This window comes from Bradyrhizobium sp. (assembly GCF_035309285.1).
Lineage (GTDB): Bacteria > Pseudomonadota > Alphaproteobacteria > Rhizobiales > Xanthobacteraceae > Bradyrhizobium.
The window spans coordinates 25668-43222 of record NZ_DATGFH010000172.1; the positions used below are offsets into that span (position 1 = coordinate 25668).

The 17555-nt window shown below is 62.4% G+C and carries 14 protein-coding genes and 1 pseudogene; 10 read left to right on the forward strand and 5 right to left on the reverse strand.

Annotation, left to right across the window (positions count from 1 at the left end; genetic code table 11):
- The first annotated feature begins 159 nt into the window (after positions 1-159).
- The 10 genes and pseudogenes from VKR55_RS31395 to VKR55_RS31440 all read left to right on the forward strand — a co-directional run bounded on the left by VKR55_RS31395 (position 160) and on the right by VKR55_RS31440 (position 12818).
- Positions 160-1518 carry a metallophosphoesterase family protein gene (locus VKR55_RS31395; protein ID WP_324409282.1) on the forward strand — a complete coding sequence of 453 codons (1359 nt, stop codon included), beginning with the start codon at positions 160-162 and terminating at the stop codon, positions 1516-1518.
- A 4-nt stretch (positions 1519-1522) separates the two neighbouring features.
- Positions 1523-2086, forward strand: a pseudogene (locus VKR55_RS33150) (ATP-binding protein); the annotation flags it as partial.
- Positions 2087-2650: 564 nt separating this feature from the next.
- The gene (locus tag VKR55_RS31405; protein WP_324409284.1) at positions 2651-5077 is read left to right on the forward strand and encodes a hypothetical protein; all 2427 of its coding nucleotides are present in this window, start codon (positions 2651-2653) and stop codon (positions 5075-5077) included.
- Between the two features lie 177 nt (positions 5078-5254).
- The gene (locus tag VKR55_RS31410) at positions 5255-5947 is read left to right on the forward strand and encodes an RNA polymerase sigma factor (RefSeq protein WP_324409285.1); all 693 of its coding nucleotides are present in this window, start codon (positions 5255-5257) and stop codon (positions 5945-5947) included.
- Entirely contained in the window at positions 5940-6554 is a 615-nt protein-coding gene (locus VKR55_RS31415) for a hypothetical protein (RefSeq protein WP_324409286.1), read from the forward strand. Before VKR55_RS31410 ends, VKR55_RS31415 begins: the two co-directional genes overlap by 8 nt.
- 3 nt (positions 6555-6557) lie before the next feature.
- Positions 6558-9917, forward strand: coding sequence for a UvrD-helicase domain-containing protein (locus tag VKR55_RS31420; protein WP_324409287.1), 3360 nt, complete (start codon positions 6558-6560; stop codon positions 9915-9917).
- 80 nt (positions 9918-9997) lie between these two features.
- The gene (locus VKR55_RS31425) at positions 9998-10489 is read left to right on the forward strand and encodes a hypothetical protein (protein WP_324409288.1); all 492 of its coding nucleotides are present in this window, start codon (positions 9998-10000) and stop codon (positions 10487-10489) included.
- Between the two features lie 5 nt (positions 10490-10494).
- Positions 10495-10980, forward strand: coding sequence for a DUF7665 family protein (locus VKR55_RS31430; RefSeq protein WP_324409289.1), 486 nt, complete (start codon positions 10495-10497; stop codon positions 10978-10980).
- A 40-nt stretch (positions 10981-11020) separates the two neighbouring features.
- Complete coding sequence (locus tag VKR55_RS31435; protein ID WP_324409290.1) at positions 11021-11455, forward strand: Mov34/MPN/PAD-1 family protein; 435 nt, start codon at positions 11021-11023, stop codon at positions 11453-11455.
- A 4-nt stretch (positions 11456-11459) separates the two neighbouring features.
- Entirely contained in the window at positions 11460-12818 is a 1359-nt protein-coding gene (locus tag VKR55_RS31440) for a hypothetical protein (protein ID WP_324409291.1), read from the forward strand.
- A gap of 63 nt (positions 12819-12881) precedes the next feature.
- On the opposite strand, the gene VKR55_RS31445 is transcribed toward VKR55_RS31440, so the two are convergent.
- The 5 genes from VKR55_RS31445 to VKR55_RS31465 form a co-directional block, all read right to left on the reverse strand.
- Positions 12882-13475 carry a mobile mystery protein B gene (locus VKR55_RS31445; protein ID WP_324409292.1) on the reverse strand — a complete coding sequence of 198 codons (594 nt, stop codon included), beginning with the start codon at positions 13473-13475 and terminating at the stop codon, positions 12882-12884.
- Positions 13472-13933 carry a mobile mystery protein A gene (locus VKR55_RS31450; RefSeq protein WP_324409293.1) on the reverse strand — a complete coding sequence of 154 codons (462 nt, stop codon included), beginning with the start codon at positions 13931-13933 and terminating at the stop codon, positions 13472-13474. The genes VKR55_RS31445 and VKR55_RS31450 overlap by 4 nt, the downstream gene beginning before the upstream one ends.
- A gap of 176 nt (positions 13934-14109) precedes the next feature.
- Positions 14110-14856, reverse strand: coding sequence for a hypothetical protein (locus VKR55_RS31455; protein ID WP_324409294.1), 747 nt, complete (start codon positions 14854-14856; stop codon positions 14110-14112).
- Between the two features lie 124 nt (positions 14857-14980).
- Positions 14981-16819 (reverse strand): DUF262 domain-containing protein, encoded by a 1839-nt coding sequence (locus VKR55_RS31460; RefSeq protein ID WP_324409295.1) that lies wholly within the window; start codon positions 16817-16819, stop codon positions 14981-14983.
- Complete coding sequence (locus VKR55_RS31465; RefSeq protein ID WP_324409296.1) at positions 16806-17261, reverse strand: hypothetical protein; 456 nt, start codon at positions 17259-17261, stop codon at positions 16806-16808. Before VKR55_RS31465 ends, VKR55_RS31460 begins: the two co-directional genes overlap by 14 nt.
- Positions 17262-17555 lie beyond the last annotated feature (294 nt).

A 17555-nucleotide genomic window follows, 5' to 3' on the forward strand; every position in this document is an offset into this window, starting at 1 on the left:
AATACGACGGAAGCCAAATTGGCGGAGAAACTCGCAGATTCTACCCTGAACTACCAGATATTGGGGATAAGGGTAATTACCTGACTATTCTGTTCTCTTTATGTTCGATATCGATAAGGCTGGCAAAGATTTTCGGCGCGCGCTTCCAGAAAACGCTGGGTGCTTTCGCTCAGGTTACTAGGGACGGGCCGGGAGAGCGAAACCGCTGCCGCCCCGATGACCACACACTGTTCGATTTGGGGAGACGTTGTTTTGCAGTCATTTCGCTTTATCCACACCGGCGACATCCATCTCGACAGCCCGTTGAAGGGACTTTCCGGACAGCAAGGCGCGGCAGCCGAACGGATCCGCACAGCAACGCGTTTTGCGCTCGACAATCTCGTCAGCCAGGCAATCGAGGAGCAGGTCGATTTCATCGTTATCGCCGGTGACCTCTATGACGGCGATTGGCGCGACTATCAAACCGGCCTTTTCTTCGTGAAGCAGATGGGCCGGTTGGCCCAGGCCGGCATTCCGGTCTTCCTACTCTATGGCAATCACGACGCGGAAAGCCAGATCACGCGCCGTCTGAGCTTGCCGGCCAATGTGAGCGTGTTTTCGGCGCGCAAGCCCGAGACGTTCCGGCTGCAGCATCTCGGCGTCGCCCTCCACGGCCAGAGCTTCCGGCAGCGAGACGTGACGGACAATTTGGTCACGGCTTATCCGGCGCCGACCGCGGGCTGTTTCAATATCGGCGTCCTGCACACCGGCTTGGGCGGGATGCAGGGACACGCGAATTATGCGCCCTGCGCCATCGAAGATTTGATCAACAAGGGCTACGACTATTGGGCGCTCGCGCATGTGCATCAGGCCGCCGTTCTCAACGAGCGGCCGCATGTCGTCTTCTGCGGGAATCTGCAAGGCCGGCACATCCGGGAATGCGGCCCGAAAGGCGCTTCGCTTGTCGCCGTCGAGGACGGCCAAGTCGAGGCGATCTCGCCGCTTCACGTGGATTGCGTGCGCTGGATCCATTTGCCGGTACCCGTGGGCTCTTGCAACGCATCGGCCGACGCCATCGATCGTGTGCGCGCGGCGATCGAGGACGCCGTGGCGCGCGACGCGCAGGGCCGTCTTTTGGCGTGCAGGATTGAGCTGACCGGGCAGACCAAGCTGCACGGCGAGTTGCTCGCATCGACGGATCGCCTCCTTGCAGAGGCTCGGGCCGCCGCTCTGAGCTTGGGCGAAGAGACGGCTTGGATCGAGCGCCTCGTTATCGCGACCGCAAACCCCGACGCCTCAGCCTCCCGCAAAGACGCTCTGGGCGATTTGCAGCGGATGATCCAGGGCGCGGGGGGCGATGCTGACCTTCAGGCACGGCTCGCGGCAGAGCTTGGCGACCTTACCCGCAAGCTGCCCCACGATATCCGGGCAGAGTCGAGCGACCCCGCATTGAAGGCCGCCATTGATGCCAACATCGCGGGCGTCATCACGCATGCCGGCGCGTATCTCAACGCACGCCTCGCAGCAGAGAAGGTATAATCCGATGCGCATCCGACAGCTTGATCTTCTCAAATACGGGCATTTCACGAACGCCGTTATCGATCTTCCGGCTGGCAAGCCGGACTTCCAGATGCTGCTCGGCGAGAATGAGGCAGGCAAGTCCACGACCATGGGCGGTGTCGAAGATTTGCTCTTCGGCATTCCGGCAAATTCACCGCGCAACTTCCTGCACGAGTACAACGCCATGCGGGTGGGAGCGCTCCTGGAGAAGGGCGCCGAGACGCTCAAAGTGCGCCGCCGCAAAGGCAACAAAGACACGCTGCTAGGTGATGACGACATGCCGCTCCCGTCGGGCGAGGGGGCACTCGCCCCATTTCTCGCGGGCGCGGATCGCCGCTTCTACACGCGGATGTTCAGCCTCGATCATCCGCGCCTGCAACAGGGCGGCAAGGACATCTTGCAAGCGCAAGACGATGTCGGCCAAATGCTGTTTTCGGCAAGCGCCGGCATCACGGGCTTGCGCGAGACGCTTAAGACCATGGAGGCTGAAGCCGATGCGCTTTGGGCCGCGCGCCGCGCGGCGCACCGCAAGTATTTCCAGGCGGAAGAACGCCTGAAGGCCGCCGAAGCCGGCTTGCGCGAAAATGTCGTGACCACGAGCAAGTGGCAGTTGGTCAAGAGCGCCTTCGAGACATCGAACGATGCTCACACCGCCATCGAGCAGGAAATCGAGATCAAATCGGCTGAGTTGCGCAGGCTCAACCGCATTCGCCGCGTTTGCCGCGACGTGCGAAAGCGCGCAGAGACGCAAAGCGCCATCGAGGCGCTTGGGCCCGTGATCGCGTTCGATGCCGATGCCGCCAATATCCTGGAGAGGGCGGCGGCCGATGAAGCCGCGGCAACCGCGCGCGTCGCCGCGTTGAGCGAGCAGATCGCGGCCCTTGAGGTTGAACGGGCAGCGCTCAACTTCGATGATGGCTTGCTCGCGCGCGCCGAAGACATCGCGCAGCTTCGTGATCGCCGCATCCAGGTCCGGGCCGGCAAAGCTGATCTTCCCAAGCGCCGCGCCGAACTTGCGGCAGCCGAGGCCACGCTTCTTCGGCTCGCCGCTGAACTTGAATGGAGCGGCGATGTCGAGCAGCTGATCGCGCGGATTCCCGCTAAAGCCAAAGTGGCCGCCCTGCGCGGCTTGCTCAATCGGCGTGGCGCGCAATCCGCTGCAGTTGAGAACGCAAAAGGCGCCGCCACCGAAGCGCAGGAGAAACTTGCCGAGATCGAGGCCGATATCGAGGCGCTCGGCGTGCTGACCGATGTTTCCAAACTCGCAGCGGCGATCAAGGCTGTCCGCGAACTTGGCGACCTGACCGGCCAGATCGCCAATTCCAAGCGCGCCGAGCAGGAGGCGCAGGCAGCGATCGAACGCGCGCTGAAAACCTTGCGTCCGGCTGTCGTGGATTCTGGCGAGCTTGAATCCATGCCCGTTCCGCCGCTCGCGGCCGTTGAGGCCCACCGCGATGCTTGCCGCGGCCTCGAACAGCGGCAGCAGACATGCCGCGAACGTATCCGCCACGCACAGCAAGAACGCGCCCGGCATCACAAAGCCCACGAGCGCCTCATCGCCGACGAACAGCTTGTCGCGGCCGATGAACTTGAGCGCTTGCGCGGCCGGCGCGACGCGGGCTGGTCGATTATCCGGCGGCGCCATCTTGAGGGTGCCTCGGTCCCTGAAGATGAGATGGCAGACTTTTCTCCGTCGGGTGCGCTGGTGGAAGATTTCGAGACCGCGATCCAGGTCACGGATACGGCGGCCGATCGGCGCTTCGAGCATGCCGGCGCAGCCGCGCAGCTTGCCGTGATCGGGCGGCAGATCAGCGAACAGAACGATTTGCTGGAGTCCTTGGGCCTTGAAGAAAAGGCACTGGAGGAAGAGCGCACGGCGCTCGATGTTGCCTGGGCCAAACTGTGGGCTGGCGTCTTCGTCGCGCCCGAGATCCCCGACGCAATGATCGAGTGGCTGCGCGCACGCTTCGACATTCTGGATCTGATTGCGGGACGCGGTGCAGCCGAGCGGCATACGGGCGCCTGTCAGCAGCGTGAAGCCGACGCCAAGCGGCTCGTGCTGGCCGAACTTGACGCGCTGGGGGTCTCTACAGGGGCGCTGGCCGGTCAGCCGCTTCTTCTGGTCGTGGAGGCCGCCGCTTCGGTGGAGCGCACGCATGAAGCCGCCGCCAAAGCCCGGCGCGATCTTGATGCCGCGCATCACAGGGCGGCAGGCGCCTTGACGCGCAAGCGCAAGGATCTCGAAAAAGCAGAGAGCGAATGGAAAGCGTGGACGGCTGACTGGACGGCGGCGCTCAAGGCATTGCAATTCCCGCTTACCGCGGCGCCCGAGACCGCGGAAGCGCAAATCATTGCCATCGACGATATGCGCGAGGCGGCGCTCCGCATCAATGACCTAAGGCACGAGCGGATCGAAAAGATCGAAAGAGATACGACGGCATTCGAGGCCGACGTGGCCGCACTGGCGCAAGCCATCGCGCCGCATCTGCACGACGCCGATGCCGAGGAAGCCGTCTTGAATCTCGACGGTCTCGCAGCCGAAGCCGCGCGTGTTCGCGATCTCAAAGCCGCCAAAGAGACAGGCATCGAGGGCGTGCAGAAGAAGATCGAGGAATGCCGCGCATCGAGCGCCGAAGCCCACGACATCATCGCGCGCTTGCAGCGGATGGCTTCGGTTTCATCCATCGACGACCTGCGCACCGCAATCAGGCGTTCGGATGAGATGCGTGCGCTGACTGGAGAATTGGATCGCTTCACCAAGTCGTTGATGCAGGACGGGGATGGCCTTTCAGTCGCAGACTTGGCCGCCGAGTGCGCTGGCATCGACCTCGACGTCACCGCCGCGAAGGAGCAGACGATCAACGACGAGGTGCAAGAATTGCGCAACGGCCTGATGGAGGCACGCGAAACCCGCAACGCCGCGCGCCAGGCCTTCGAGGCTATCGGGGGCGACGACAAGGCGGCGAGGGACGCGGCGGATCGCCAAGCGGCCCTTGCCGAGATGACCGAGATCGCCGAACAATACGTCCGGTTGCGCTCGGCTGTCGTGTTGCTGCAATGGGCGATCGACCGCTACCGGCGCGAAAAGCAGGCGCCGCTGCTCAAGCGTGCGGCCGAATTGTTCGCCATGCTCACCTGCGGATCGTTCAAAACGCTTCAGCTTGAATTCGACGACCACGACAACGTGCAGCTCGCCGGGATCCGCGACGATGGCCGCCGGGTGGCGGTCGCCGGAATGAGTTCCGGCACGGCGGACCAACTCTACCTCGCGCTGCGCATCGCCGCGGTCGAGGACTATCTCGACCACGCCGCGCCCATGCCGTTCATCGCGGACGATCTGTTCATCAACTTCGACGACAAGCGCGCTACGGCGGGCTTCCGCGTGCTGGGCGAACTGGCGAAGAAGACACAAGTTCTGTTCTTCACGCATCACGAGCATCTGCTTGAGGTTGCACGAAAGGCCTTGGGCGTCCCGATTAGCGGCGCTACGCTACCGGCGGCCGCGAGCCCGCCGCCGCCGCAGTCGGAGGCCGCCTGAAGCCAGGATAGTTCCCGCAATTTATGTTATCACTCTTAGGTTTTTTCTTTTGTTTCAACGACTTATCGGACCACAAATCCACATTTGAAGAAATATTCGGACCCCCGCTTCCCGAATTTTGGATGTGTCGTCGCTTCCTAGGTAGGGCCGCCCTTTTCGGATCGCGAGGTTAAAAACATGAAGACAGGTGCCAAGACGCCCGAGGAACCGCCCTCGCCATCCGACCTGGAAGGTTGGCGGCGCGTCGCCGCCGGCAACAGCCTTCGCCGCTTGCGGCCTGGAGACGTCGTGGCCACGATACAGCACATCGGCCCGAATGGCGATCAACGGCTCCTTGCCGCCCTGATCACCCATATCTCGGACGAGCTGTTGCGCCGCATCAAGCGGCTGGTGGGCAAGAACCACCGCAATGAAGGCGAGGACATTATCTGGCGCGCGCACCACCAGTTGATCGTGGCGGTGCTCAAGCCGGACTCGAAGGACGGACAGGCACTCTGCAAGACCTTCAAGACCTGCGTCGAATTCCGCGTTGCCGACGCGATCCGCGCGGAGCGCAAATACGCCTACCGCAACAAGCCCTTCAAGACGCAGCCCGGCGTCACCGATGACGGCGAGGCCATCGTCGAAACCATCGAGCCGCCCGAAGAAGGCAGCGAACAGGCGGCCGAGGTCCAACAATTGCTGAACAGAATTCCTGATCCGAGAAAGCGCGAGGCGTTCCGCCTGCATATGGACGGATGTCCCCTTGGTCCCGGGATCGGCACGACGTCGATCGCGGAGCAGCTCGGAATCAGCGCTAAAACCGCTGGAGAGTGGATCGCCGAGACCAAAGCTCTCCTCAAGATTGAGATAGGAGCCGCCCATGATTGAACAAAACAGAAATCACGAACGGGACGACGTGTTGTTCGCATTCCACCAGACTTGCGACAACCCGACCGCCGAGCAAGTGTCCGAATGGACGCGCCGGTATCCGCAGTATGCCGACGATATCCGTGAGCATGCCGCCTTGCGTGCGCAATGGGCTTCGGAGCCCGACGAGTCCGGCGCCGAGCCTGACGAGAGCATGCTTGCGCGCGGGCGTAGCCATGCCCTGAATCTGCTTCATAATGCGCGCCAGGAAGCCGCTGTCCAGAACGTCTCTGAAAAGACATGGCCCCAGGCCGTGTCGGCGGCCGGCTTCGATATTCCGCGGCTTGCGCGCTGCATCAACATCGATCGCATGGTTCTGGCCGAACTGAATGCCGGCCGCATGCGCTTGCCGTTGGGCCGGCGTTTGGCGAATGCGCTTAGCGACGTGCTGGGCATGAGTGTAGCTTGGCTTGAGCGGGCGGTATCCGATCTCCTGGCAGGGCCTCGGCGATTGGGCCACGCCAAGGCGGATGAAGCGCCCACCATCAATACGCGATCCTATGCCGAGGTCATTCAGGCCAGCTCTATGTCGGAGGATGAAAAACGCTATTGGCTTGGAGAGGGCTAACGCATGGACGCTTGGCGGGATATCCGGCTTAAGGCGCGCGAGTGTCACCGCCAAGCCCTCCTGAAGTCCAAGGGCGCCCGTAAGGCGCAAGCCCTGCTCGTGGCCGCGCTGGAGGACGAAGACCTTCAGCTCACGCATTACGCGCCGGGAACGGTCGTGAGCAAAGGTGTTTATGGATTTCTCGACCGCCCATCGAAGATAATCAACGTCGCGAGCGGCCAGAGTCCGGAAAACGAAGCGGTGGTGACCGCGCATGAACTCGGTCACTACAAACTCCACCGCGATCCCCGCAACGAAGTGACCGCAATCGCACCTGGTCTCGGCGGCGATCCGATCGATTCAGGTGCGGGCCGCGTGGAAGGCTATTCGCCGCGCGAGCGCAAGGAAGTTCAAGCCGACATTTTCGCGGGCGAGTTTCTCTGCCCGGCCGATTGGCTACGCGAAGAACTGCTCGCGCATGGCCGCAAGCCCGCCGTCATCGCCAAAGACATCGGCGTGCCGCCGGGCCTCGTCCTGAATCAGGCGATCCGCGCCCTGCTCCTGCCGGCGCTGGAAGCCCCCGCCCCGGCTGGCCCCAGCCCGAGCTACGCGCTGGATCCCGGCCAGCTTGAAGCCGCTACCTGGCGCGGCGGGCCGCTGCTCGTCGATGCTGGGCCGGGCACAGGAAAAACAAGAACGCTTGTTCACCGCATCCAGCACCTGCTGGACAACGGCTCCTCGCCCGCCTCGATTCTCGCCCTCACCTTTTCCAACAAGGCCGCCGAGGAAATGCGCGAGCGGCTGTCCGTCAGCAACGCCGACGCCGCCATCGAAATGTGGGTCGGCACGTTCCACGCGTTCGGGCTGGAGCTGATCACCAAGTATCATCAGCGCATCGGCCGCACGATGAACGTGCGCATTTTGGATGAAGCGGGTTCGCTTGCGCTGCTTGAAGCCAACCTCATCCGCCTGCCGCTTCGTTATTTTCAAAACCTCTACGAGCCCGCCTATGAGCTGGTGCCCGTCCTGCGGGCGATCTCGCGTTGCAAGGACGAACTCATCACACCGGCGGCGTACCGCGCCGCCGCCGAGGCCGCGCTCAGCGTAGCCGTGACCGAGGAGGAACGCGAAGCCGCCGGCAAGGCGCTGGAGGTCGCCGATATCTATGAGATTTATCAGGATGAACTGGCGAAAGCCGATGCGGTTGATTTTGGGGATCTGGTTCTGCTCGCGGCGCAGGCGCTCGAGCAGAACCCGGACTTGCGCGCCGAGTACCAGGCGCGGTTTGAGCACATTCTCGTTGACGAATACCAAGATGTGAATCTGGCGAGTGCGCGGCTCTTGCGGGCGCTCGCGGCGCCACAGGCAGATGTGTGGGTCGTAGCCGATGAGCGGCAGTCTATTTACCGCTTCCGCGGCGCGGCGCCCAGCAACGTGCAGCGGTTTGTAACCGAATTTTCCGGAGCACGGCGCTCGCTCGGCATAAACTACCGCTCCGGCTCGCCTGTGGTGCAGGCGTTCCAAACCTTCGCCGCCAGCATGCAGGCTTCCCCCGGCGGACGCTGGACGGCTCAGCGCGGAAGCGTCGGCGCGATCCGTCAGATTGTGGCGCCCTCGGTCGCCGCCGAGGCGGCCGCGATCCGCGACCACATCGAGCAAGCGCGCGCCAACGGCATCCCCTATAGCGAACAGGTCATCTTGGCGCGCAGTCATCTCACGCTCGCGCGCATCACCGGCGCGCTCGAACAACTTGGCGTGCCTCTTCTTTATCTCGGCGATCTGTTCGAGCGCGAGGAAATCCGCGATCTGCTCGCCCTGATCTCAATCGACGCCGAATCCGGCGGAATCGGTTTGGTTCGAGTCGCACAGTTGCCGGAATACGGCGCGTCCAAATCCGACGCGCTTGCCGTCATCAAATGGGCCGAGGCCAACAATCTGCGTATCCTCGACGCGCTGCGCCGGCTGCCCGAGATTCCGGATCTGACGCCGCAGGGCAGCGCCGGATTAACACGTCTTGCGAACCAGCTCGACGGCTTCGGAGCGGGCGCTTCGCCCTGGACGCTCCTGACGACGTGGCTTTTTGAGCGCAGCGACTATCTCAAACCGCGGCTGGCGGCCAACGGCGCCAAGGCGCAGCAGCAGCTCGTCGCCATTTATCAGCTCCTCAAGGTCTGCGGTGAAATGGCGGCTGATGGCGATTCCACCCGCAAACACATGCTGGCGCGGGTGCGCCGCATCGAAGCCCTGAATGACGATCGCATGTACCGGGCCGTGGCTTCAGAAGCATCCGACCTCAACGGCGTCCGGGTCCTTACCGTTCACGGCAGCAAAGGGCTTGAGTTCAGAGCGGTTCACTTGCCGGCACTCGCGACCCGGTACATGCCGGCGAACCGGCAAGGGGTGCGCTGCCCGCCGCCGCCGAGCTTGCCACATCTCACCATCCGCCCCGCCGATCATGAAGCGGAAGAAGAATGCTTGTTCTTCGTGGCGCTCTCGCGCGCGCGAGACTTCCTGTTCTTGAGCCGCGCCGAACGCTATAGCGCGAGCCAGTCCGCGAGCCCGTCCAAGTTCTTGTCGCCTATCAACGCGCTGGCGCCGGCAGCACGGCGCAATGACACTCCGCTTCCGGGACGGCCCGCGCGGGCCCTCGCACCGCCCGGCGTACGCACGCTTTATCAGGAGCGCGAACTCAGTCTCTATATCCAGTGCCCGCAGCGCTATCAGTTTGAGGCCTTGGACGGGTTGCGCGCCATTCGCGACGACTCCCCCTATGTCCGCTTCCATCGCTGCGTGTTCCGCACCATCGGCTGGCTTGAGACGCAGCGCGCCGCCGGCACGCCGTCTGATCTTCCCGACGCACTCGCGCAGCTTGGCCAAGAATGGGCGGTGCGCGGGCCGAAGGGGCACGGCTTCGAGGCTTACTACCGGGCCTCCGCCGAAACCATGATCACGTCGATGGTGGACGTGATCGCCGCCGAGACGGGCAGCTATGACCAGGGCGAATGGATCGCGGATGTCGGCGGCAAGCAAATCGCGGTGACGCCCGATCGTGTCGTCATCGCTCCCGACGGCACAGTGCACGTGCAGCGCATCCGCACCGGGCGCAAGACCAAGTCGGATCCCGCCAACCGCATCTATGCGCTGCTCCGCCGTGGCGCTGCGGCGCGCTACCCCGGGCGGTGTGTCGTGATCGAGGCCTATTACCTCGCGACCCGGGAAGCGGTGCCGATTCCACCTAACAAGGACGACAAGTTGCTGGAGGAATACACCGGCGCCATCACCGACATCGAACGCGGCGCATTCGCGCCCGCGCCGGAGGATGCGCGGCGCTGCCCGAATTGCCAGTGCTACTTCATCTGCGATTTCGTCCAAGGCGTCTCCTAGACCACTTCCTGAAAATTCCGCCTGCCGTCGCTTTCTCCTTAGGGGCCCAATCAAGGGCCGCATACCAAAGGGAATATGCGATGAGCAAGACGATCATCTTCATCCAAGCCGAGGGCAAGCCCGGCGTCACCGAGGCCGAGATCGCGATCCCGGCGACGGTGCGCGACCTGCACGAGGTCTTAAAAAAGCACGGTATCGATTTCGACAAGGAGTTCGAAGCCTTCGTCGATGAGGCGGACAACCCCGTGCCGCACGAGGCCAAGGCCACCGTCGAGGGCCTCAAGCACGGCTCGCGCGTCCACGTGACCCACTGCAAGAAGATCAAGGTCACGGTCCACTACATGCACCGCACCATCGACCGCGCCTTCGCACCCGGCACCCGCGTGCGCACTGTCAAGCAGTGGGCCGTGCGCGAGCTCAAGCTCAATCCCACGGATGCCGGCGAGCACGTGCTGCAGCTCTGCAACAACACCATCCAGCCGCCGACCGACGCCGCGCTCGCGGAGCTGGTCAATGGCCGGAGCTGCGATGTCTGCTTCGACCTCGTTCCGGAAAAGCGCATCGAGGGCTAAAGCCGATGACCTTGGTCGTGCCTCCCGACCAGTTGCTCCTCGCAGTGGATCTCGCCGCACCGGAATTCCGGCGCGGCGAGATCGAGGGCAAGTGGCGTCACATCGAAACCGCATGGCCGCACACGACCATCGCGGTTGCCGCGGCGAAGCGCCCGCACGCGCCCGACGAATTCGGGTTCCGCTTCGAGTGCCGCGGCTACCGCCACACGCCGGCAACGGCGCAGCCGTGGGATTTCGCCGCGCGTCAGGCCCTGCCCGCGCCGCACTGGCCGGCGGGCCGGTCCCTCATTCCGTCGGTCTTCCGGCCGGAATGGAAAGGCGGCCAATGCCTTTATTTGCCATGCGATCGCATGTCGATCGAAGGGCACGGCGACTGGATTCACAAACACCCGAACCGGCTGTGGCAGCCGCAACGGGGCATCCTTTGCTACCTGGAGCAGCTTTATGATTTCCTCAATCAAGACGATTATTCGGGCATTCGCGGCGTCTGAGCACCGCTTGAGCTGTCCGGCACCGCTATGGGCGCGCACCATGTCCGAGCTGCACCGGCGCACACGGCAGCGGCACGAATCCGGCGCGTTCCTGCTCGGACATGACCATGACAGCCGCCGCGCTGCCGTTGATGTCGTCTATTATGACGATCTCGATCCGGCCGCATACGCGAGCGGTGTGTGCATTCTCCATGCCAACGCCTTCGCCAAGCTTTGGGCGATGTGCCGCGCGCGCAAACTCGCCGTCGTCGCGGACATCCATACGCATCCGGGCGCGGCCTTCCAGAGCGAGGCTGACCGCACTAACCCAATGGTCGCACAGCTTGGCCACATCGCCATCATCGTGCCCGGTTTCGCCGCGCCGCCGGTCCGCTACGAGGATCTTTGCATCTACGAGTACCAGGGCGAGCACCGCTGGGCCGAGCGCAGTCACCGCTGCTGCGCCCAATTCGTTTACACCGGATTTTGGAGTTGATCCCATGACCGCTCTTATCGATCACACGCGCCTGCACCGGACGGCCAAGTATTTCATGGACAGCGGCCGCGCGGCGACGCACGACGATGCTATGAGGATTCTGCGCGGCTTCGGCGCGTCGATCCGCGTCGGCCCTGAGCTCGCCACTTCGATCGCGCACCAAGTCGCGCTTCTCACTTTGGTCAACCTTGCGCGCCGGACCTTGCTCGGCGGCGTCGAAGTGCTCGGTGTGCCGGATGCACCCCTGCTCGTTCCACTCGCGCGCGCGCGCCGCCTCGCAAACGCCGTGCTGGCGCTGGGCGGCACGCTCGCCACAACCGGCAATCCGCTTTGGCCGATCGCGCAGATCGGTACAGTGTCGCCACTGGCGAGCGTCACCGCCTGGCAGCTCACCTGGCAGGGATGGCGGGGCGGTGTCGTGCCGCGGCATGACACGCGCCGCCTGTCCGACGATGCGGTGAACCCGCTCGCCGCGGTCATGGCCGCCGCCGCCGCCGCCGCCGAGCTGTTCGCCTGGCACGCGAACGATCATCCCATGGCTGGGCGGCGCACCGCAGGCCTCTCGCTCTGGAATCCAGGCGCCGACTGGCTCGGGCAAGATGCGAGCGAACCCGCGCTCACCTACCTTCCCGCTTCTCTGTGGCTGATCGGCCTTGGCAATCTCGGACAGGCCTTCGCATGGCTGCTGGCCTGCTTGCCCTATGCCGATCGCAGCAAGGTCGAGCTTACGCTTCAGGACTACGACCTGCTCGCGGACTCGAACGACAGCACCTCCTTGCTGTCATCCCTGCCTTTGGTTGGAGCGAAGAAAACCCGCGCCGTCGCAAGCTGGCTGGAGGCGGCGGGGTTCAACACCGCGCTTGAAGAGCGCCGCTTCGGACCATGGACATTGCGCGGTCCGGACGATCCGGCGGTCGCCTTCTGCGGCGTCGATAACGCGCCGACACGCGCCGATCTTGGCAGCGCGAAATTCGAACTGGTGGTGGAAGCCGGGCTTGGCGCCGGTCCCGGCGGCTTTCGAAATTTTTCGCTCCATACCTTTCCGTCATCACGGCGTCCCGACCAAATCTGGCGCCGCGAAGAGGCTGGAAGCGCGCTCGATGTCTCCGCGATGCCTGCATACAGCGCGTTAAAGAAATCCGGACTGGATATCTGCGGTCTCGCCCAGCTCGCGTCGCGCACGGTCGGCGTACCGTTCGTCGGCTTGATCGCCGCCGGCCTCGCCGTCTCGGAACTCCTGCGCCGGCTGCACGGCGCTGGTGGGGTGGAGGTCGCCTCAGGATCGGCCCTCAATCTTGACGATGTTGAGTGCGTCCGGCTGCCTTTCTCGCCTTACGCGTTCGGCCACTTACCGGCGGTTTAACGATCTGCGTTTTTGCGTAGCCTGACTACGCAAATATTCCGATCTGCAAAGCCCTCATCGCGATTACGCTCTTGCGAAGGCAAGCAGCGGCCCGAAGTCGTGATTGTCGGCGGCCCTCAGGGCGTTGATGTAAGTGGTGCGCAGCGTGCCCGTGTCGTGAATGCTGCCGCTGCCCCACGTGAACGGCTCGCCGCCAAGCTTCTCGATCAACAGGTCCGCCATCATCCGCGCGTGGCGGCCGTTGCCATTGGGGAAGCCGTGGATTTGCGTAAGGCGGTGATGCAAACGCACCGCGATTTCATCGGCCGAGTAGGTTTTATTCGCCACCCAAAATCGAACGTTGTCGAACATGACCGGCATCTCGGCCGCGATCAGATGCGGCGCGATGCCGATATTGAGTTCGGTCTGGCGGTACGTCCCCGCCCATTTCCAAACGTCGCCGAACATTTGCTTGTGCAGGGATTTCGAGAAGTTTTCATTGAGCAGCGCGTCCGTGCCACCGCGGCGGCGGCGCGCCCACGCGGCACCGCTCGCGATGTTTTCCTCTTCGGCCTCGTTCAGATCGGCACGGGTCGTGATCCATGTCTGAATCAAATCGCCGCGCAGCGCCGGATCAAGCGGCGTTGCGTCATCTGGCTCTTGAAACAGATCCGTCATGGCTCATCCCAGAGATCCCGCTCCTTCACCCTGTCGCGGATATACGCTTCGAGACGTTCGTCGGTAGCGCCGTCGGGCGTTTCTTGCGCTTCGAGTTTCATCGTATGCGCAACGCGGCCTAAATCACGCAAGGCGATTTTGCGCGCGCGCACGCGTACCGCGCCTTCGAGCGAGTCATTCGGCACGAGCGCATAGACGAGGGTGCAATCGAGTGCTTCGGCGGCGCGGCGCAGGGTCTTGAGCTGGATCGTCCCGTTCTCTTCCGATGCTTCGAGGGCCGCGACGCTTGGCGGCCGGACACGCAGGCGGCGGGCGTATTGCACGCCGCTCATGCCAAGCGCATCACGGATGGCGCGCACCCACCCCTTGGGAGGCGCGCGGAAGCGTTCGCTTGGCTTCAAGGGGGCCAAACGCTCATCAAGGCGCTCGCGGGCGCGTTTGCGGGCTTCTGGTTTCATAGCGCAGCCTAATGTTCTCTGTCATAAATTAGGCCATAGCCTAATGTAGGTATCAATTTATCATACCATAGCCTAATTTCCTATCAATTACTTTAGACTATAGCCTAACCTCTGAACGCCACACGCAAATTTCGCCAAAAAACGTCCATTTTTCAATATGATCCCCTGAACCCCAATCATCCAACGGTCAGCTTCCGCCGGGCTCGTTTTCGGGCTCGCCTCCGCGCAATGGCTTTTGGCCGGCCCTGCCTTGCCGCGCGTTGTTGCAGCCACGCGTTAAGCCGCGCCCGCCTGAGTGCGCGGCGCTGGCGCGGACATAGAGCCGGCGCCGCCTTCGGTGTGGCGACGGTCGCGTACATCCTCAACTGATTCCAGAATGTGATTTCGTACAGGTCGCCGCCTTCAGACCGCGCCCTTCGAACGACAAGGCCGGGTTCTCTCTTGAACACCTTGCCAGCCCTATCGAGCATCTCCTTTACGTCTTTGACATCCTCGTCGTTAACCAGGAAGGATTGGATCTTCTGGCCGGATTCGATGAAGGCGCCATCTTCGCGGAATGTTATGCCGCGCACGATCTTCTCAGTCATCGCCGGCAGGCTTTCCTCCGGGATGCTGATTCCGAGCTGCTCCTCAAGCGGACGATCCCAACGCTCTCCGAGGCCTGGCACCACGTTCTTTTCTTTGAGCGCCTCTCCTTTGTACATCTCGCCCAGAATCTTCTTTGCGCGGGCGTCGCGCGCGGTAGCGTCACCTTCGCTCGTAGCGGCGTCGGGGTTGATGGCGCGCAATGCCTTCTCGGCAAGTCCGGCGGAAGCTGGGTTCTTTGCGTCAAGCGTCAGCCCCAACCGGCCTATCAAATCGCGTTCCAGCTTTCCGTAGCGGTCGTTACACGCGATGCAGGATGGAATCCGCCACTTCTCCATGTCCGCGGGCGTCGTGTCGGGATACCAAGACTTTGGAAGCACGTGATCCCAATTGCGCTCCACCCCTTCCTTAAGGCAGTGAACGCACCGTCCTTTCCCCGGGTTCTTCGCCATAGCGCTACGCTCAGGTCATATCGATCGGCGAAGTACGCCACACGTCTTTACCGAGGGCGATCAGCATATCCTGCCGCTGTTCGATGTCGAGCGCCGACCAGTTCTCAAAGGCCCGCAGCTTTTCGTTGATGCGTGTGATCGACGAATTCTTCCCGACTGCATTCAAGGCGACGATGCTTCGCGTCAGATAATTTCCAGATTTGCCGTACTCCGGCTTCTTCTTCTCGAAGAACCCGTTGCTCGCGACGATGTTGATCGGCTTTTCGAGAAGCGTCACATTCCCGAGCCGCACTTTGTAGTCGTCATAACTCTTTCCCGGATTGGCGGCGGTGAAGGACTGACGGAGATCGGCTTCCGGAGTATCCGGAAGAATGTGTTCGATTTCGAGCGCGGTGAATTCGCCGAGGCCACCGGGCTCCCTCATGCCCTTGAACGCCATTTCGACATGCTGCGCGAGCTTGGCCAACAGATACCGGGTGCGGTATTGCTGCATCGATCCGAGCGTGTAGCGCTTGAGCGTGTCGCCAAGCTCCGCATCCTTGCCGATCATATTCTTGTGCAGCCGCTCCGCCACGAATTCGTTTAGTTTGGCCTTTTGCGCTTTCGCGTCGGCGATTTCCGCGATCTCCCGCAGCTCGTCGGCCCAGAGCGAGAAGTTGCGCTCCAGATCCTTCGTCGGCGTCTTGGTGAAGATGTAGTAGAACAGGAAGCTTTCGAGCTGCCGCACGAAGTGATCGAACAGCGCTTTGGGAAAGTTCGCAGCGGCAAGGAGCAACACATAATGCAAACTGAATGCGGCGCCGCAAAGCTGCTGGAGCGTATCCATGGCGACGCTGGACGCGCCGTCATTGCCACGGCCGTCCGTGAAGCCAATGTAGTGCTCGACACTGCGGATGATCTTGCGGACAAAGCCGAAGGAATCGCTGCGGTAGCCGCACAGCTCCGCATTGTCTTTGGCGATCAGCCAGTCGTAAATCTCGTCCTCGCGCACCACACCGTCCCTGCGCTCGTTCTTCACCTTGTAATTCGCCATGATGAAATAGCGCAGGAAGCGCAGCGGCTTTTCCTTGTTGCGCTCCAATGGCCCTGTGATTTTCTTCCACTCGTCCTTAAGGCGCGTGAACTCGTCCGGCTTCACTTGCGTGAACAGCAGGTTCTTGAGCAGGTCCATCGAATTGAGGCCGACGCCGCGCTCGTTGATGGTCTCGAATATCTTGAGCGCGCTGCTGACATCCGTCGAAATCTGGATGAAAACCACGTTGTTGGCGAGATAGCCCCAGTATTTTCGTAGCGCGTCTAGATCTTTGTAGTTGGCATCGAAGAACGCGTGGATCGTCGAATAGGCGCCGAGCAGCTTATCGAGCGAGCCGAATTTCGGGATTCCGGCTGCGGCGACCTTGGCCCTGGTCGTCTGCGCATCAGCATCGGCTGCGACGATACGGCTCATCAGTTCGCCGGCATGCTCGTAGCGGGGCTCCAGCTTGAGGCTGGTCTTCAGATTGCCGCCGCTGTCGGTGTAGCTCGTCGAGAGAAGGCCGGTAAACAGCGGATACTGCGGCTGGCCTTGGAAACGCTGCCGCAAGGCGCACAACAGCAAAAAGAACGTCGTCAGACGTTGCTGGCCGTCGATGACCTCGAAATGACCTTTCTGTGCCGTCGGCGAGACAAGGACAGTGCCGATGAAATACTCGCGCCGATCGCCGACATCAAACTCCTCGTCGATGTCCTGCAAGAGCTGCTGGACCTCCTTCTCGGTCCAGACGTACTCACGCTGATAGTCCGGAACGACATAAAAGCATTCCCGAAACGCCTCTTCGACCGTGTACTTGTGGTCCTCAATCTTGGCCATTCAAACCCCACATCTCTACGCTCTTGTCCGCGCGTACCGTCAGCATTGCGACCCCAAGCTTGATCAAGCCGCCACGAGTTTCCTCGAACAATGCACGGTAGCGCGGGAAATCAGGAAACCCGAGAGCGACGACGGCGTCCGGGTGTTTGGTTTGCAGACGCATCACCTTAAGCAGGGCGTGCGCGTACCATTGCTGCGCTTGATTGGTTGGATTGGTCGGCTTGACTTCGCCTGCACGACGCGGATCCCGGTAGGTCTTTGCGGGATAGCCCTTGGCCTCGACTAGCAGGGTCCGGCGGCCGCGGGTGGCATAGATATCGACGCCGCGCTCCTTGGAATGGGTGTCGGCCTTGGCGACGATGGTCCAGTCGTCGTCTGCGAGAAACCGGGCAATCGTCTCGACGACATTGCCCTCCCAAAACCAGTCGGCGGTGACGTCCATCCTTCCCCCCGCGTTCATCGTAACTCAGAAGGCCGGTCCTCCCAACCGGAAAACTGGGCCGTTTTTTCCTCACCGGGCCAAACAACCGGTCTTTTTTTCAGTGACTTCGGCTAGCTCAACCTTCGGGATGCTAGTTGTAAAAAACGCCGCGAAATCATGCGCGCCTCGTATCCGCCGGCATGCATCACGAAGTCCGCGACCTTCGGCCAGGGCGAGAAGGGTCCGAACGTGCAGCGTCGAAGGAGGCGAATGAAGTCCGTGGCGCCTATACCCATGCCGCCGAATTCTGGCAGG

Excerpts from the sequence above, each read along its gene's own strand:
- VKR55_RS31410 (WP_324409285.1), top strand. The coding sequence starts at position 5,255 with ATGAAGACAGGTGCCAAGACGCCCGAGGAACCGCCCTCGCCATCCGAC.
- VKR55_RS31415 (WP_324409286.1), top strand. The coding sequence starts at position 5,940 with ATGATTGAACAAAACAGAAATCACGAACGGGACGACGTGTTGTTCGCA.
- VKR55_RS31420 (WP_324409287.1), top strand. The coding sequence starts at position 6,558 with ATGGACGCTTGGCGGGATATCCGGCTTAAGGCGCGCGAGTGTCACCGC.
- VKR55_RS31425 (WP_324409288.1), top strand. The coding sequence starts at position 9,998 with ATGAGCAAGACGATCATCTTCATCCAAGCCGAGGGCAAGCCCGGCGTC.
- VKR55_RS31430 (WP_324409289.1), top strand. The coding sequence starts at position 10,495 with ATGACCTTGGTCGTGCCTCCCGACCAGTTGCTCCTCGCAGTGGATCTC.
- VKR55_RS31435 (WP_324409290.1), top strand. The coding sequence starts at position 11,021 with ATGTCCGAGCTGCACCGGCGCACACGGCAGCGGCACGAATCCGGCGCG.
- VKR55_RS31440 (WP_324409291.1), top strand. The coding sequence starts at position 11,460 with ATGACCGCTCTTATCGATCACACGCGCCTGCACCGGACGGCCAAGTAT.
- VKR55_RS31445 (WP_324409292.1), bottom strand. The coding sequence starts at position 13,475 with ATGACGGATCTGTTTCAAGAGCCAGATGACGCAACGCCGCTTGATCCG.
- VKR55_RS31450 (WP_324409293.1), bottom strand. The coding sequence starts at position 13,933 with ATGAAACCAGAAGCCCGCAAACGCGCCCGCGAGCGCCTTGATGAGCGT.
- VKR55_RS31455 (WP_324409294.1), bottom strand. The coding sequence starts at position 14,856 with ATGGAGAAGTGGCGGATTCCATCCTGCATCGCGTGTAACGACCGCTAC.
- VKR55_RS31460 (WP_324409295.1), bottom strand. The coding sequence starts at position 16,819 with ATGGCCAAGATTGAGGACCACAAGTACACGGTCGAAGAGGCGTTTCGG.
- VKR55_RS31465 (WP_324409296.1), bottom strand. The coding sequence starts at position 17,261 with ATGGACGTCACCGCCGACTGGTTTTGGGAGGGCAATGTCGTCGAGACG.